Origin of the sequence: Bacillus atrophaeus, from assembly GCF_001584335.1 — a bacterium.
In the GTDB taxonomy this organism is placed as follows: Bacteria; Bacillota; Bacilli; order Bacillales; family Bacillaceae; genus Bacillus; species Bacillus atrophaeus.
In genome coordinates, this window is sequence record NZ_LSBB01000002.1 from 1 (window position 1) to 16,442 (window position 16,442).

Here is a 16,442-nt window from a genome sequence, read left to right on the forward strand (position 1 = left end):
CGGCCGATGTACTCGATGCCGTGTTCTGCCGTCCATCTGACAAGGTCGCCCGTCCGGTACATGCGTTCACCCGGCACAAACGGATCGGCGACAAACCGCTTCGCTGTTTCGTCTTCGCGGTTCAGATAGCCGCGCGCAAGCCCGCGGCCCGCAACGCAAAGCTCTCCGGCCACCCCTTCGGGCTGGACCTGATCGCCGTCGCCGAGAATGTAGGCTCTCGTATTGGCAATCGCGCGTCCGATGGAAAGCGAACCTTCCTCAGGATCGATTTCTGTACTTGTGGCAACGACCGTGTTTTCAGTCGGGCCGTAGTTATTGACGAGCGTGTATGGCTGTTTCACCGCCCGTTTCAGCTTGTCTCCTCCTGTCAGAAGCACTCGGAGCGATGTGTTTTCAAGCTCCATAAACTGCTCCGCCAGCTGGGTCGGCAGGAAGGTGATCGTGACGCCGTTTTGTTCGAAATACTCATTCAGGCGGATGATATCGAGACGGATCGCTTCATCAATCACGTGAAGCTCGGCACCGATCGTCCATGTCGGGAACATTTCCCAAATGGATGCGTCAAATCCGAAGCCCGCGTATTTCGCACTGCGGTCCTCTGCCGTCATACCAAATGCGTCGTGATGCCAGAAGCACAGGTTCACAAGCGCGTGGTGTTCGACCATGACACCCTTTGGCTGTCCAGTCGTTCCTGACGTGTAAATCATGTATGCGAGGTGATCCGCGTTTGTCTCTGTCTGCGGATTCGCCCGGTCGTTCTCGTCAAGCGGCAGGCTCAAAATGGAGCGCTCCCCATTCAGAAGAATGACTTCTCCCGTGTAGCTTTCAGGCACACTGAGTTCTTCCTGTGTGAACAGAAGCTTCGCGCCGCTGTCTTCTAAAATGTATTGAATCCGCTGATCTGGATACTCAGGGTCAATCGGCACAAATGCCGCGCCTGCTTTCAGCACGCCCAGCACCGCGGCGGACATTTCGAGCGACGGCTTCGTGAGAATGCCGACACGGTCATCCGCACTGACGCCGCAGTCGATCAGAATACGCGCCAGACGGTTCGCTTTGGCGTTCAGCTCGCTGTATGTCCATGAGCTTCCGTTGTACGTAACGGCTTGGCGAGTGCCGAAGCGATCAGCGGTTTCTTCAAACAGCTGATGAACTGTTTTATCCCGCGGCACAGAAAGCGTTTTGCCTTTCCATGCATCAAGCAGGCTTTGTTTTTCTGCTTCGTCAGCCAGTGACAGGCTTGAGAGTTTTTGTTCAGGGTTGGCGGTAATCATTTGGAGCAGATGGAGCCAGTATGTTTTCCATTTTGCAATGGTTTCTGGTTTAAACAATGCCGTGTTGTACTCAAGTACAAACTCCAGCCCTCCTTCTGTTTCATCAGCCGTCAGTGTGATATCAAACTTGGCCGAGTTCCGTTCAAACGGATGCGGTTCAAGTTCAATCCCTTCCATCGTCAAGGCTTTTACATTTGCGTTTTGCATAGAAAACACAGCATCAAACAGTGGATTTCTGCTCGTATCCCGTTGAACCTGAACTTTTCCGATCAGTTCTTCAAACGGATAATCCTGCGCTCCAAAGGCGCCGAGTGCTGTATCCTTGACCTCTTCAAGATAAGCTGTAAAGGTTTTTTCTCCCTTCGGATACGATCGCATGGCCAGCGTGTTAACAAATACACCTATCACTTGGCTGATATCCGCATGTGAGCGTCCGGCAATCGGTGAGCCGACAATAATATCGTTTTGTCCGCTCAGCTTTGACAAAAAGGCGCTGTATGAAGCCAAAAGAACCATATACATGGTTGAACCGGTTTCCTTCGCCAGTTTGCGGAGGGCATGTGTCTGCCGGTCTTCCAATGAGAATGTGATTCGGTCCCCTTCAAAGCTCTGAACAGCAGGGCGGCTGTAATCCGTCGGAAGCGTCAAAACAGGCAGTTCCCCGTCAAGCTCCTTAAGCCAATGATCCTCTTGCTTCCGGTACAGCTCAGACTGGATAAACTGCTGCTGCCACACCGAATAATCTTTATACTGAATGCGGAGCGGCTCCAACGTTTCTCCTGCATAGAGCTGCGACATTTCTTCAATCAATACGCCGACAGACGCACCGTCGGATATAATATGATGCATATCAAACAACAGCAAATGCTCTGCATCAGAAAGCTTGATGAGCGCCATTCTGACTAAAGGCAGCTGATCCAATTTGAACGGACGGATAAACGCGTCAATGATGCGTTCCGTTTCCCCTTCAGCGGCTTCTGTATATTCCATTTCAAACTCAGCCTTGTCCCAAATGCGCTGCACGGTTTCTCCATCTTTGATTTCAAAGGTTGTTCTGAAGGCCTCGTGACGGTCAATCAGCTGTCTCATGACACGGTTGAGCTTTTCAATATCCAGCTCGCCCTTCAGTCGCAGAACCGACGGCATATTGTAGCTTTTTTCGGCTCCTTCCAGCTGCTGCAAGACGTACATCCGTTTTTGCGGAGAAGAAACGGGATAGGTTTCTTGTTTCTTCGCCGGAGCGATGTGGACGGCTGTCTCCTTATCGGCAGATGCGATCGCTTGCGCTAAGCCCTCCACTGTCGGAGACTGGAATAGCTCCTTTAATGTCAGCTCCGCTCCAAATTCCTGATGAATCAGAGCTAACAGCTTCATACCGGCTAAAGAATGGCCGCCGATTTCAAAGAATTGGTCATAAACCCCGACCTGTTCAACCTGAAGCACTTCAGTCCAAATATCCGCCACTTTTTGTTCTGTTTCATTTCGCGGAGCAACATATGACACACCGGCAGATACGTTCACATCAGGAACCGGAAGCGCTCTGCGGTCGATTTTCCCGTTCCCCGTCAGCGGCAGCTCATCCATTTGTATAAAAACAGCCGGAATCATATAAGCAGGCAGATCCTTCGCCGTATGCTCTCTCAGCTCCTGGCTCGAGATCTCTCCCTGTCCGACAAAGTAAGCGCAAAGCAGTTTGTCTCCTGCGCCTTGATCGACAGCAAGAACAATGCTTTCCTGAACACGGTCATGGCTTTGCAGCTGGTGCTCAATTTCTCCCAGCTCGATCCGCTGTCCGCGGATTTTTACCTGATGGTCAATCCGCCCGATAAATTCGATATCGCCATTCGGAAGCCATCTGGCCAAGTCACCTGTTTTATACATGCGTTCTCCGTCTTTAAACGGATGCGGCACAAATTTTTCCTCAGTCAGTTCAGGGCGGTTGTAGTAGCCTTGAACAAGCCCCTCTCCGCTGACGCATAATTCACCAGCAACGCCAACCGGCTGCACTCTGCCTGACGGATCAAGGATATACACCTCTGTATTGCTGACAGGCTTGCCGATTGGGATGGAAAGTGTATGTTCTTCAATCTCATCAACCGGGTGGTATGTCGCAAATACAGTGCTTTCCGACGGTCCGTACATATGAAGCAGCTTGCCTTTGCCAACGGTTTGCAGCGCCTTTTTGACATGGTCGACGGACGCCCGTTCTCCGCCAAACATAATTTTGCGGATATTTGACAGGCACGATGGATTCAGATCAACCAGCAGGTGGAACAGCGCTGTGGTAATCATGAGAATACTGATGTTCTCTTCTTCAAGCACTTTTGACAGGCGCGGCATATCCAGAACAACGTCCTTCGGAATCAGCACAAGCTTGGCTCCGTTCAAAAGAGCGCCGAACATATCAAACATAAAGGCATCGAATACATAATTGGAAAGACCAAGAATCGTATCTTTTTCAGTAATGTCAATGTAGTTCGTTTGCTTGACCGTGCGAAGAATATTGGCATGCGTCACCTTATTCCCTTTTGGCGTTCCTGTCGTACCGGATGTGTACGTCAGATTCGCCAACGTGTTCGAATCAAACGGCAGCAGCACATCAGAGCCATCTGTATGATAGCTCGCCTCGTCATCAGCCAGCACAATCACGCCTTCAAAACCCGCTTCTTCCGCAAGCGGCTTCAAACTCCGCTGTGTCAAAATCACCTTCGCTCCGCTGTCATTGAAGAAATGGCGAATACGTTGTATCGGATGTTCCGGATCAATCGGCACATAAGCGGAACCGGATTTTAATACAGCCAGAATAGAAACAACCATGTCCATTGACCGTTCAAACAGAACAGCTGCCGGCCGGCCGTCACCAGCCCCCACCGTCAGAATATGCCGCGCAAGCTGATTGGCCTGACGATTCAGCTCTGCATACGTCAATGTCTCGCCTTCATATTGAAGCGCTGGCTGATCCGGTGTTTTAGAAGCTTGTTCCTCAAACATCTGTACGATGGTCTTCTCTTTCGGATATGGCGTTCTTTCTTGATTAAATTGCTGAACCTGATGAACGGCCTCCGCATCACAAAGAAGCTGATAGTGCGCGATCTTTTTCTCGGGCTCGGCCGCCGCGCTTTCCAGAAGATTAGAAAAATGCGTCAGCATACGCTCTGCCGTGCTTTGTTTAAACAGTTTTGTGCTGTAATCCAAATCAATCTCAATGCCTTGATCGGTTTCCTTGGCTTGAAGCGTCAGATCAAATTTTGCAATATTGAAATTGGTCTCGTGTATGGATAAAGTCAAGTCGCCCACCGCAGGGATGCCTTCGGTTGCATTCTGAAAGCTGAACATCGTATCAAACAAAGGATGTCTGCTTAAATCCCGAGGAATATTCAACTCCTCGACCAGCCATTCAAACGGATAATTTTGATGGGCAAAAGCGTCAAGCACTTGCTGGCGGACATTCTTTAGAAGGCTGACAAAGGACTCACCCCGTTTTACCTCGCTTCTGACCGCAAGCGTATTGACGAACATCCCGACAATTCCTTCTGTATCTGAATGATGTCTTCCGGCTGACGGCGTGCCGACGATGATATCTTCCTGACCCGTATACTTGGCCAGCATCGTATAATAGGCGGACAGCATCACCATATAAAGGGTAGCTCCATTTTTCTCTGCCAGATGGTGCAGCCGTTTCTTCAAATCTCCGTCAAGCTTAATTGACACCCGGTCGCCTTCAAAGCTTTGTACAGGTGGTCTCGGATAATCTGAAAGCAGCTGAAGCACAGGCAGCTCGCCCGCAAAAGCTTCCTTCCAATATGTTCTTTCCTTTTGGTATCCTTCAGACGCCTGTCCGCTTTGCCACACCGCATAATCCTTATATTGCAGACGCAGCTCAGGCAGCTGGCCGCCTCCGTATATCCGGGCCAGATCCTCCAGAATGATGCCGATGGAAACACCGTCAGAAATAAGATGGTGCATATCAAACAGCAGCATATGGCGGTTTTCTTCAAGCTTCACTAGTCCGATTCTGAATAATGGCGCCTGTGACAGATCAAATCGGCGGACAAAGGAAGTCATCACCGACTCATTCGACCTGCCTTCTCCATCAATGACTTCGATCTGAAACGGAACGTCCTTGTGAATTTTTTGTCTCGGCGTACTGCCTTCCAGAATAAAAGAGGTTCTGAGTGATTCATGCCTCCTGATTAATGCTTGAAACGCTCGTTCCAGCTTCGCAATATCTAAAGGCCCCTCTGCCATGGCCGCGGCCGGCATATTGTAGCCGATCCCAGCATCTTCAAACTGGCTGACAATGTATGTCCGCTGCTGAGCAAGAGAAAGCGGATAATGCTCTTGCTCTTCTGCTGGTTTTATTGCGGCAAACTCTTGTTTTTCAGTATGTGAAGCGAAGTCGGCAAGAGCTGCGATTGTCGGCTGCTCAAACAAATATTGCAGCGGAATCTCAATGCCGATTTGTTTATGAATCTTTGTTAAAAGCGTCATCGCTTTAAGAGAATGTCCGCCCGTTTCAAAGAAATTGTCATAAATACCCGCAGCCTCGACATTCAGCACATCCTGCCAAATATCAGCCAGCGCTTTTTCCATATCATTTCTCGGCGGGGCATACGCTGTTGCGCTTACCGCCTTCACATCAAGCGCAAAAAGCTTTTGACGGTCCACTTTGCCGCTTGGCGTCAGCGGAATTTCCTGTATGTCGGCAAAATAAGCCGGCACCATGTAGTCAGGAAGCCGTTTGGCTGCATACTCCCTGTACTCGGCAGGAGCAAATTCATATTCCGGCTTCTGCACGATGTACGCGCACACTTCAAGATTTCCTTGTGCATCCGGTCTGGCGAGCACCACTGCTTTTGCAGCTTGAGGCGCCTGCTGCAGCACGGTTTCGATTTCTCCAAGCTCAATACGGTAGCCCCGGACTTTGACCTGGTCGTCTTCCCTGCCGATATATTCAACCGTTCCGTCCGGAAGCCAGCGCGCAACATCTCCAGTCCGGTACATTTTTTCCCCCGGTACAAATGGGTCGTTCAAGAATTTTTCAGCGGTGGCTTCCGGCATATTCATGTAGCCGCGGCCTACTCCGTCTCCAGCAATATAAAGTTCTCCGTCTATGCCTTCCGCCTGCAAGCGGCCATTTTTATCCAATATATACAAGCGATTATTTCCTAAAGCCTTGCCGATCGGAACATATGCGGCTTGCATATCCGCAGATTTATCTGACAGAACAGCGTGAACAGACGCATCCACACACGTTTCAGTCGGACCGTACACGTTTGTTAAACGGGGTTCCAGACCCGCCTGCTTAAAGAGGTTTGCCAATTGATCCGCCACAACAGCGGATAAGCCTTCTCCGCCGATCAAGAGATGGCGCAGCTCAAGGCCGGTGACATCTCCTGCTGCAATAAGCATTTGTAAGTGAGCAGGCGTTCCGTCAGTTGCTTCAATACGATGCGTCCGATAATAGTCAGCCAGGGCCGCGCCGTTTGTCACCGTTCTCTTCGGCACAATATAAAGCGTCTGCCCTAAAAGCAGAGCCGCAAAAATCTGTTTAACAGAAGCATCGAAATGGAACGGCGCCAATAAAGCCATTCGCAAAGTTTGATCGCCGCTCTGATAAATCTCCTGCTGCAGTGACTGAACCAAATGGTGAACCTGCCGATGCTCAATCATGACACCTTTCGGCCGGCCCGTTGTTCCCGACGTGTATATGATGTAAGCCAAATCATGAGCCTCACCATATTCAGGAAGCTCTCCGCTGGTTTCCCCGGATAGTGCCTGATCAAAATCAATCAGCTCAGCAGATGTTTCAGGAGCTTCCAGATGTGATTCCGCCAGAACAGCTGCAGCACCGCTGTCTTTCAAAATATACTGAATGCGCTCAGACGGGAAATCAGGATCAATCGGAACATAAGCGCCTCCGGCTTTCAAAATCCCCATAATCGCAACAATGACCCGCTCTGACCGTTCCAGCAAGACGGCAACCGGACTGTCCGCTCCGACCCCTTGCTTTCTGAGTCTTTTCGCTATGCGATCGGACTGTTCATGTAACGTTCTATAGGACAATTTTTTCTCTCCAAACACAACCGCAGGGTCATCAGCAAGCGCCTCGGCCTTTTCTTTAAAAAGAGCCGGAATCGTCATCTCCTTACGATAATGAACTTGTTTACCGCCAGCTTGCGAAAGCAGCCGTTCTTTCTCATCATCAGGAATAAGTTTTAAATCATCAATCGCACGTTCAGGATGCAAAAGCGCATCTGCCAGCAACGTGATGATTCGACCCAAGATCGACTCCATTTCACCCGGGGTAAACAAATCGCTGCGATAATCCATATCAATTGTCAGCTTTCCAGTATCCCATCGTTCCTTTACATGAATCGAAATGTCATTCGTACCGCTCCCGCTGAAAATAGGATCAGTCAAAAAGGAAAGATTCTCTTTTTTCTGCCACTGCATCACTTGATATTCAAGCGAAACCGTAAACAGTTTGTTCAAAGAGCTTTGAGTCTCACGCAAATTGTTAATCAGCAGATTATACGGATACTTTTGATGACGCAGAACCTTCATCAAATCTTTCATCCGCTCTTTCACAAAGTCTAAAAACGCCTGATCGCCATTCACGCTTGTCCGCATCGGAATCGTAGAAACAAACATGCCGAGCATTTGCTTTTCTTTTGCATTCGTCCGGTTTCCCATGAACGTCCCCGTCACCACGTCATTCTGCCCGGTCACTCTGTACAGATAGGCGGCAAGAGCCGATTGGAACAGCGAAAGCACACTGACTTTATGAGTCTCACAAAATGACTGAATACGCTTATGTACCTCTTGATCTACCTCTCTGGACAGCCTGCTGGCATCAAGTCCTTGTTGTGAGGAAGCATTACGTTTCAGCGAAACAAGCTCTGGAATGGTTTCATATTGGCCGGTCCAAAACGCCTTATCTTTTTCAAATCGCTTTGACTGAACATAATTCTTTTCTGACAGCACATGCTCGATAAATGAAGGAGTTCCGCTTTCATGATCGACAGTGCCGGCTGCCAAATCTAAATAAATATCTGTAATTGTATTGCCCAGGATTGTCATTGAAATCCCGTCAGAAATCACATGATGAACATTTACATAAAACCAGACCTCATTCTCACTAATGGTAAACAGAGCGAACCGAAATAATGGGCTGTCATATAATGCAAGCGGTTTTTTGACCTCTTCCCGTCCCCACTGAGATAGTGATTCCTTTGAATACCCGCCTTCATTGATATCTGTATGCTCTATTTCCAAAGTCTGGTACTCGCTTACATACTGAACAGGCTCCTCATCCTCATCCAGTCTCAAGCGAAGCCGCATAGACTCGTTTCTGCGGACAAACTCTTGAATCGCCTTTTCTACAAGCTTCCAATCTACTCCCTCATCTGAAATGAGCTTACCAAAACCAGCCAGATTAGAAATACTAGTGTTTGGATAAAACTTTTCTGTGTACCAAATTCGTTTTTGTGCATCCGTTAAAGGGTAAAAAGTCATTTCCATATTTTGCGCCTCCCCTAATTTCAATAGATTGTGAACATTGCTCTTCATTTGCTTCTTATCCCTTCATCCGTTCTCCGCCTATTGATTCAAACAACACAAGAGTCAAAAGAACTACATCCCGCAAAGCCGTCATTCAAACAAAAGGCTGCTTTATGTGCAGAAAAAAGCCCGCCCCGCATCTATAACGGAGGGACCCGAATGCCTTTGCAACCTATCAACCTGCCGCTAATTTTCCAGCGGCTTCAAGACCGCAAAGCGCCGAGTCCCTAAGTTAAAAAAGTTTACCTAATTCTTCTTTTTCTTCTATATTTTTATCCTTACTTACGTTCACTTTAAATGAAAATACTGTTTTTATCACCGAAAAATGGGTGAAAAGTTTCATGCGGCATGCCGCAAAAATCCAGTTCATTTACAGGAATATTTTTGCGGTATGCCGCAATTATTTCCATAAACATATTTAACAGAAAACACACACTACTTTTACCTATAGACTGTATCTATAGGTACCTCAGCTTTAAGCCATTTACATTCTGGACAATAATTCCATCCAGGGCGCAAAAACCGAAATGGCGCCTTATATATTTCCCGAGTAAATTGCTATGAATTGTCCTTCAGATCCATAAATCTGTCTTTTCGTCGTAAACAGCAAAAAAAAAAGCCCTCTAAAATTCAGAGCGGCTCAAGACAGATTTTCCTTAATAACCTTTTTATCGATATCAATTAATTCCATATATCCTTTTCCCCATTCATACATGGCGTCAAGGATCGGCATCAGGCTTTCCCCTTGTACGGTCAGCGAATATTCTACCTTTGGAGGGACGACCGGGTACACTTCCCTGTGAATGATCATATCCTGCTCCAGCTCTCTAAGCTGGTTCACAAGTATTTTTTGAGTGATATCAGGGATTAAAGATTTTAATTCATTAAATCGTTTCGTTCCTTCTTTTCCCAAATGCCACAATATCAGCATTTTCCACTTACCTCCGATCACAGCGAGTGTTAATTCCTTTTCGCAATTAAACACTTTCTCATCCATGCGACTCATTTAATCTACCTCCTGTATATGCAATAAATACTAGTTTACATTTTATTATGCCCCTTTTTATTATACTAACTTGAAGATGGCACAGAAAGAAATCAGTTCGGCCCATCCGGCCTTCCACAGTATCCTGCAAGTAACTATTTGACTTTAAAGTGCCTACTTCCCAACCGTTAGACCGCTCTATAGAATGTAAGATACATCTTGATGAGGAGTGGATTTTAATGGAACTGCAATTAGCATTGGACCTTGTGAATATTCCGGAAGCAATTCAATTAGTCAAAGAAGTGGAACAATATATCGACGTTGTTGAAATCGGAACTCCCGTTGTCATTAACGAAGGCCTCCGAGCCGTTAAAGAAATGAAAGAAGCGTTTCCGAATCTGAAAGTGCTGGCCGATCTTAAAATTATGGACGCTGGCGGCTACGAAATCATGAAAGCTTCAGAAGCAGGAGCCGATATCATCACTGTTCTCGGCGCAACAGACGATGCCACAATCAAAGGCGCTGTAGAAGAAGCAAAAAAACAGCAGAAGAAAATCTTAGTTGATATGATCAACGTGAAAGATATTGAAACACGCGCAAAAGAGATTGACGCACTTGGCGTTGATTACATCTGCGTGCACACAGGATATGACCTTCAGGCGGAAGGCAAAAACTCATTTGAAGAATTAACAACGATCAAACATGCCGTACAAAACGCAAAAACAGCAATTGCCGGCGGAATCAAACTTGAAACATTGCCTGAGGTTATCAAACAAAAACCTGACCTCGTGATCGTTGGCGGCGGAATTACAGGTGCCGAAAATAAAGCATCTGCCGCATCGAAAATGAAACAGCTCATCACTCAAGGATAAGGCTTAATGAAAACGACTGAATACTTAACGAAAATTTTGAATGAGCTAAACCGCTCAGCCTCATTCATAGCCGATGACGAAGCGGATAAGCTTGCCGATCATATTCTTTCGTCCAATCAGATCTTCACAGCAGGAGCGGGAAGGTCCGGCTTAATGGCCAAATCCTTTGCTATGAGAATGATGCACTTGGGCCTTAACGCGTACATCGTAGGCGAGACATTAACCCCGCCGCTTCACGATGGAGATCTCGTGATTATCGGCTCGGGTTCAGGTGAAACAAAAAGTCTGATCCACACAGCAGAAAAAGCAAGAAGTTTAAAAGCCGTTATCGCTGCTTTAACGATTAATCCGGAATCAAGCATCGGCAGCCAATCTGACTTGATCATCAAAATGCCGGGCTCGCCAAAAGACAAATCCGAAGGTGACTATAAAACGATTCAGCCGATGGGTTCTTTATTTGAACAAACGCTGCTGCTGTTCTATGATGCAGTTATTTTAAAGATCATGGAGAAAAAGGGCCTGAACTCCCAAACGATGTTCACAAAACACGCAAATCTCGAATAGCAACGCTGCTGCCGGCCATTTATTGATGAGCCGGCTTTTTTGTATTCTCTCTCTTCCTCTAATAAAACTTTTAACCTTAACACCCGATAAGTAATAAGACCCAAAAAACATTAACATTAGGAGGAATCATGTTGAAGAAGAACATGAAATTTAAGCTTGGAACCAAGATATTATGCATGGTTCTTACAATTATTCTTTTATTTTCAGTATCAGTCGGAACTGTCATTATCAAAGACATAACGAACAGTCTGAAAAAAATGGCTACCGAAAAGGCAAAAGGGGATCTTGCTTTAAGCAGCCGCTATATTGATGATGTCATCACCGGTGATTGGAACATCAAACATAATGAACTGTACAAAGGAGACACACCCATTAACAATAATGAAAAAATCGTTGATATGCTCGGTGAAAAAACCGGTGATACCATTACTATTTTTAAAGAAGATACAAGAGTCGCCACAAATGTTATAAAAGACGGAGAAAGGGCTGTCGGCACTCAGGCTTCTCCAGAGGTCACTGATGCCGTGCTGAAAGGCGGACGGGAGTTTTATGGTGAAGCAAATGTTGCAGGCTCTGTCTATCAAACGGCGTATCAGCCTTTAAAAGATAAAGACGGTGCAATCATCGGTATGCTTTACACCGGTGCCAACCAAAACATACTGACGTCACTTACCCAATCATTGTTCACCCAATTCGCAATTGTACTCACGGCAGCCATTATCTTATCTATTATTCTCGTCCTGTTGTTTACAAAAAGAATCAACAAACGGCTGAATGCTCTCAAGGGCGCTTTTGAAGGAGCCGAAAACGGCGATTTTACAATAGAGATAACGGACAGATCCAGTGATGAATTAGCAGATTTAAGTGTTTGCTATAATAATATGAGAAAGACTTTAAGCAAAACCATTCAAACCGTGCAGCAATCAGCCGTGCAGCTTGCATCATCTTCCCAGCAGCTTGCAGCAGGAGCCGAAGAAACGAACCAAGCGTCAGAAAAAATCACAGAAGCAGTCCAGCACATTGCCAATACTTCTGATTTTCAAATGACAAAAGTAGTGAACAGTGAAAAATCGCTGGAACACGCCGTGGAGGACATTCAATACATTACTGAGAAGGCATTGTCTATTGCCGAACAAGGACAGTATGCCCAAGAAAAGGCGGAAGTTGGCGGAAAAGAGATTGCTGATACTCAGAATCAAATGGATACAATTCATCATTCTATACAAAAAAGCGGCGAGATGATTAAGCGGCTTGATGATCACTCTAAACAAATAGGACAAATTTTGTCTGTTATCACCCAAATTGCCGATCAAACAAATCTTCTTGCATTAAATGCAGCCATTGAAGCTGCCAGAGCAGGAGAACACGGGAAAGGTTTTGCAGTTGTTGCTGATGAAGTGCGTAAACTCGCAGAAGAATCACAACGTTCAACTGGCCAAATCTCTGAATTAATCACAGAAATTCAAAGCGACATGAACCAGTCAGCGTTATCAATTGAAACCGTAAAAACTGAAGCAATTGAGGGTGTCAGCATGATTCAGCGCACCGGAGAAGTATTTAAAGAAATTGTCTCTGCAACAAAAGAGATCAGCGTTGGCATTTCGGGGCTTTCATCCGCGACACAAAATATTTCAGCCAGCACTCAAGAAATCGCAGCTTCCTTTACAGAAAATACAGCTGCTATCAAAGAATCAACTGAGAATTCCCAGCAGGCTGCGGCTCTTACAGAGGAGCAATTTGCCGCCATGCAGGAAATTACCGCCGCATCAGATACGCTTTCTGACCTGGCCGGCGAGCTTAACGCCATAATAAATGAGTTTAAGATCGATTAGCAACAGAAAATTTTGCGGATTCCCGAGTTCCATAACTCCTAAAATATCATTATTGAGTCCTATCTCTTTTTAAAAAAGTATTTCACTAGGCAAAATGATAACTTTTCGTTAATTAAATAGCTGCAAAACGCAAAATTCAAACCTTTACAGCCAAAGGCTTTTGCTTTATTCTGTGAACAGTTTTTTAAAACCGCCGGACTAGAGGAGGTGATAATCGCGAATGGACTTATTGAAATCATTGCTGCTCATATTGGTGATCATTGCTGCCGCCATTGCCGGGCTGGTTAAAGGCGATTTTTTCTCAGAAAATCAAAAGGCGTCTGAAGACAAAGAGTATGACGAAACGATTTCTTTCCCATCAGATCGTTATCCTGAAACTGCGAAACATATTCAAGATGCGATCAATGAAGGTGAGTCAGATGTGTGCACAATTGACAGGGACGGGGCTGAAGCACGACGAGAACAATCTTTAAAAGATGTGGCAGTCAAAACAGGTTACGATCGGGACGAATGGCCGATGGCAATGTGTAAAGAAGGCGGAGAAGGTGCGTCTGTGGAGTATATCGCCCCGTCGGACAATCGCGGGGCTGGCTCATGGGTCGGTCATCAGCTCACTGATTATCCAGATGGAACGAAAGTGTTATTTACCATTCAATAAGGCAGGAGGAAGATAACATTGACAAATTCATGGAAACCGCAAGAGCTCTTTATCTCATATCATCAATTTACCATTTTTCAAAAGAATTCAAAGCCGCCTATAATAGATTGGACGGATGAAGCGATTGAAAAAGGATATGCAGAGGCGGACGGAGCCGTTTCATTCGAAGCGCAGAGAAACTCCAAAGTGTTTATTATCTTGCGTCTCAACAGCTCAGACATAGTTGAATCCTATGAAAAAAAAGCAACTGTTCCTTTTCATGTCTCAGGGGACGGGATAAATATAGAAAGTGTCATGTCAAAGAGGCTGTCATTTGATTTGCCGAAAGGTCAATACGTCTTCACTTGCTATACCGTTCCCGCTGAAGCGTCAGACCTGCATGCAGATACATATATTATTGACGCTGCTGCACAATAAAAAAATCCCTGAGAGGACTTTCTCTCAGGGACATCTTCACAAATTTTCTCCATTTGTTTTTATGACGTTTTGATACCAATAAAAGCTTTTTTTCTTTAAGCGTCTTAAATCATTTTCATTCTCTTCATCACGATTAATATATACGAATCCATACCTTTTCTGGTAACCGTTCAGCCAGCTTAACAGATCGGTAAACGACCAGCTGCAATAGCCGATGAGGTCCACCCCGTCACTGATTGCCTGTCTGCATTGCTCAAGATGAGAACGTAAATAATCGATTCTGTAATCGTCCTGAATGGACCCGTCTTTTTCAACTTTATCAAATTCTCCTAAACCGTTTTCTGTTATAAACACCGGAAGCTGATAGCGGCTTGTAATTCGGCGCAAACCAATGCGCAAGCCCGTCGGATCAATTGTCCAGTCCCAATTGCTCGTTTCAAGGTTAGGGTTTTTCTTCGTTTTGAACAATCCTGGCATGCCTGTTTCCTGGTTGCTTCCTTTTTGTCCGGTTGTATTCATTTCTCCTTTTGAAACCCCGTCCAGCGGATTTCGTTCATATGTGATTGTTTGATAATAGTTCACACCGACAAAATCAGGTTTGCCTTTGGCGAGAAGCTCCATATCTCCCGGTTCTATTGTTGGCGCCCAGCCCTTTTCTTCCAGGTACCGAAAAGGAATTTGCGGATAAGTTCCCCAGCAGTACATGTCAAGCCACCAATTGTTCATAAACTCTTCGGCATTTTCGAAAGCTGTGATGTCCTCCGGGTGGCTAGTGAGCGGATAAGCCGGTGAATAAGCAAAGCTTGGACCAATCTTCCCGTCAGGAACATACTTGCGGAACGATTCAATCGCTTTGGCATTTGCCAGAAAAGCGATATGGTTTGCTTCATAAAACCGCTTTCTGTCTTTTACGCCCGGCGGATGCATCGCTGTGATAAAACCGTGATTAAAATTATAATTTTGTTCATTTAAGGACACCCAATACTTCACCCGGTCACCAAAGCGTTTATACAGCGCAACACAGTATTGATTGAAATCTTCTATCATCCTTCTTGACTCAAAACCGCCGTATTCGTCCATAAGCGCCTGTGGCATATCCCAATGGTACAGAGTGAGAACAGGTTCAATATTATGGGAGATTAATTCATTAATCAGGTCATCATAAAATGCAAGACCGGCTTCATTAATTTCTCCCTTGCCGTTCGGAAAAATTCTCGGCCAACTGACAGAAAACCGATACGCCTTCAGCCCCATTTCAGCCATTAACGCTACATCTTCTTTATAGCGATGATAATGATCAACCGCAATGTCGCCATTGGTGCCTTTAAATGTTTTTCCCGGAATCTTTGTGAAAACGTCCCATACGGAAGGTCCTTTACCGTCTTGATTCCATGCCCCTTCTACTTGATAAGCGGCAGAAGCTGAACCCCATAGAAATGTTTCCGGAAATGCATCTGGTTGTTGATGAATCATAATTTTCACTCCTACTATGTCTGATATCTCTATCATACGTTATGAAACGCGTTTCATAACAAATGGATGTTATTCACGAAATAGTTCATCCAGCATCCTATCTCTATGTTGGAGGAAATATTTTGTCAGCTGTACATGCTCGGTCTGTTCATATTCTGTTTTATGAATTCTGTTATCATCAAAACTTAATATTTCAGCATCAGGATAGCCAAGGAGAATCGGTGAGTGTGTCGCGATGATCATTTGCACATTTTTCTCTTTCATCAATTGATGTATCACTCTTAAAAAAACAAGCTGGCGCGCGGGAGAAAGCGCTGCTTCCGGCTCATCAAGAAGATAGATCGCTTTCCCGGTAAAACGGTTTTGAAACAGCGACATGAAAGATTCTCCGTGAGATTGCATATGCAGCGGCTTTCCGCCAAATGATTTGTAAGCACCTCTGTCCATCTCGTCAAGATGCAAGGACAGCTGATAAAAAGACTCTGCTCTTAAGAAAAAACCATTGGTTACTTTTGGAAGCCAAGATAAACGTATGTAATCACCTAAGTGAGATTCGGACGCCTTAACATCATAGAAATTGTTCCTGTTTCCTCCCGCAGTATTGAATTCACATTTATCAGCAATCGCTTCCAGCAATGTTGATTTGCCGGAGCCGTTCTCACCCACAAAAAAAGTCACATTCTTCGTAAATGTAAGTTCATGCAAATGTTTAACTATCGGGATAGAAAAAGGATACTTTTGAAAGGAAGAAACCTTATCTCGCAGAAGTGTTACCTTTTTTAAAAACATGACATTCACCTCTCC

At 45.6% G+C, this 16,442-nt stretch carries 9 protein-coding genes; 5 read left to right on the top strand and 4 right to left on the bottom strand.

Features of this window, described 5'->3' with window-relative positions; genetic code table 11:
- Both AXI57_RS05015 and hxlR read right to left on the bottom strand, forming a co-directional pair.
- Positions 1 to 8,798, bottom strand: an 8,798-nt coding sequence (locus tag AXI57_RS05015; RefSeq protein ID WP_061669437.1) for a non-ribosomal peptide synthetase, incomplete at its 3' end; no start/stop codon positions are given.
- A gap of 679 nt (positions 8,799 to 9,477) precedes the next feature.
- Entirely contained in the window at positions 9,478 to 9,843 is a 366-nt protein-coding gene (gene hxlR, locus AXI57_RS05020; protein WP_003328081.1) for a transcriptional activator HxlR, read from the bottom strand.
- Between the two features lie 218 nt (positions 9,844 to 10,061).
- Here hxlR and hxlA point away from each other — a divergent pair, with 218 nt between their 5' ends.
- The 5 genes from hxlA to AXI57_RS05045 all read left to right on the top strand — a co-directional run bounded on the left by hxlA (position 10,062) and on the right by AXI57_RS05045 (position 14,165).
- Entirely contained in the window at positions 10,062 to 10,694 is a 633-nt protein-coding gene (gene hxlA / locus AXI57_RS05025) for a 3-hexulose-6-phosphate synthase (RefSeq protein ID WP_003328079.1), read from the top strand.
- A gap of 6 nt (positions 10,695 to 10,700) precedes the next feature.
- Positions 10,701 to 11,258 carry a 6-phospho-3-hexuloisomerase gene (gene hxlB, locus AXI57_RS05030; RefSeq protein WP_010787607.1) on the top strand — a complete coding sequence of 186 codons (558 nt, stop codon included), beginning with the start codon at positions 10,701 to 10,703 and terminating at the stop codon, positions 11,256 to 11,258.
- A gap of 128 nt (positions 11,259 to 11,386) precedes the next feature.
- The gene (locus tag AXI57_RS05035; protein ID WP_061669438.1) at positions 11,387 to 13,090 is read left to right on the top strand and encodes a methyl-accepting chemotaxis protein; all 1,704 of its coding nucleotides are present in this window, start codon (positions 11,387 to 11,389) and stop codon (positions 13,088 to 13,090) included.
- Positions 13,091 to 13,310: 220 nt separating this feature from the next.
- Positions 13,311 to 13,748 carry a NucA/NucB deoxyribonuclease domain-containing protein gene (locus tag AXI57_RS05040; protein WP_003328076.1) on the top strand — a complete coding sequence of 146 codons (438 nt, stop codon included), beginning with the start codon at positions 13,311 to 13,313 and terminating at the stop codon, positions 13,746 to 13,748.
- Positions 13,749 to 13,766: 18 nt separating this feature from the next.
- The gene (locus AXI57_RS05045) at positions 13,767 to 14,165 is read left to right on the top strand and encodes a competence protein ComJ (protein WP_003328075.1); all 399 of its coding nucleotides are present in this window, start codon (positions 13,767 to 13,769) and stop codon (positions 14,163 to 14,165) included.
- Between the two features lie 36 nt (positions 14,166 to 14,201).
- On the opposite strand, the gene AXI57_RS05050 is transcribed toward AXI57_RS05045, so the two are convergent.
- Together AXI57_RS05050 and AXI57_RS05055 are read right to left on the bottom strand one after the other, a co-directional pair.
- Positions 14,202 to 15,638, bottom strand: a complete 1,437-nt coding sequence (locus tag AXI57_RS05050; RefSeq protein WP_061669439.1) for a glycoside hydrolase family 1 protein — start codon at positions 15,636 to 15,638, stop codon at positions 14,202 to 14,204.
- Positions 15,639 to 15,707: 69 nt separating this feature from the next.
- The gene (locus AXI57_RS05055) at positions 15,708 to 16,427 is read right to left on the bottom strand and encodes an AAA family ATPase (RefSeq protein ID WP_003328073.1); all 720 of its coding nucleotides are present in this window, start codon (positions 16,425 to 16,427) and stop codon (positions 15,708 to 15,710) included.
- Positions 16,428 to 16,442 lie beyond the last annotated feature (15 nt).

Bases quoted from the DNA above. Each gene is read 5' to 3' on its own strand.
- AXI57_RS05055 (WP_003328073.1), bottom strand. From the start codon at position 16,427: ATGTTTTTAAAAAAGGTAACACTTCTGCGAGATAAGGTTTCTTCCTTT.
- AXI57_RS05050 (WP_061669439.1), bottom strand. From the start codon at position 15,638: ATGATTCATCAACAACCAGATGCATTTCCGGAAACATTTCTATGGGGT.
- AXI57_RS05040 (WP_003328076.1), top strand. From the start codon at position 13,311: ATGGACTTATTGAAATCATTGCTGCTCATATTGGTGATCATTGCTGCC.
- AXI57_RS05035 (WP_061669438.1), top strand. From the start codon at position 11,387: ATGTTGAAGAAGAACATGAAATTTAAGCTTGGAACCAAGATATTATGC.
- hxlA (WP_003328079.1), top strand. From the start codon at position 10,062: ATGGAACTGCAATTAGCATTGGACCTTGTGAATATTCCGGAAGCAATT.
- hxlB (WP_010787607.1), top strand. From the start codon at position 10,701: ATGAAAACGACTGAATACTTAACGAAAATTTTGAATGAGCTAAACCGC.
- hxlR (WP_003328081.1), bottom strand. From the start codon at position 9,843: ATGAGTCGCATGGATGAGAAAGTGTTTAATTGCGAAAAGGAATTAACA.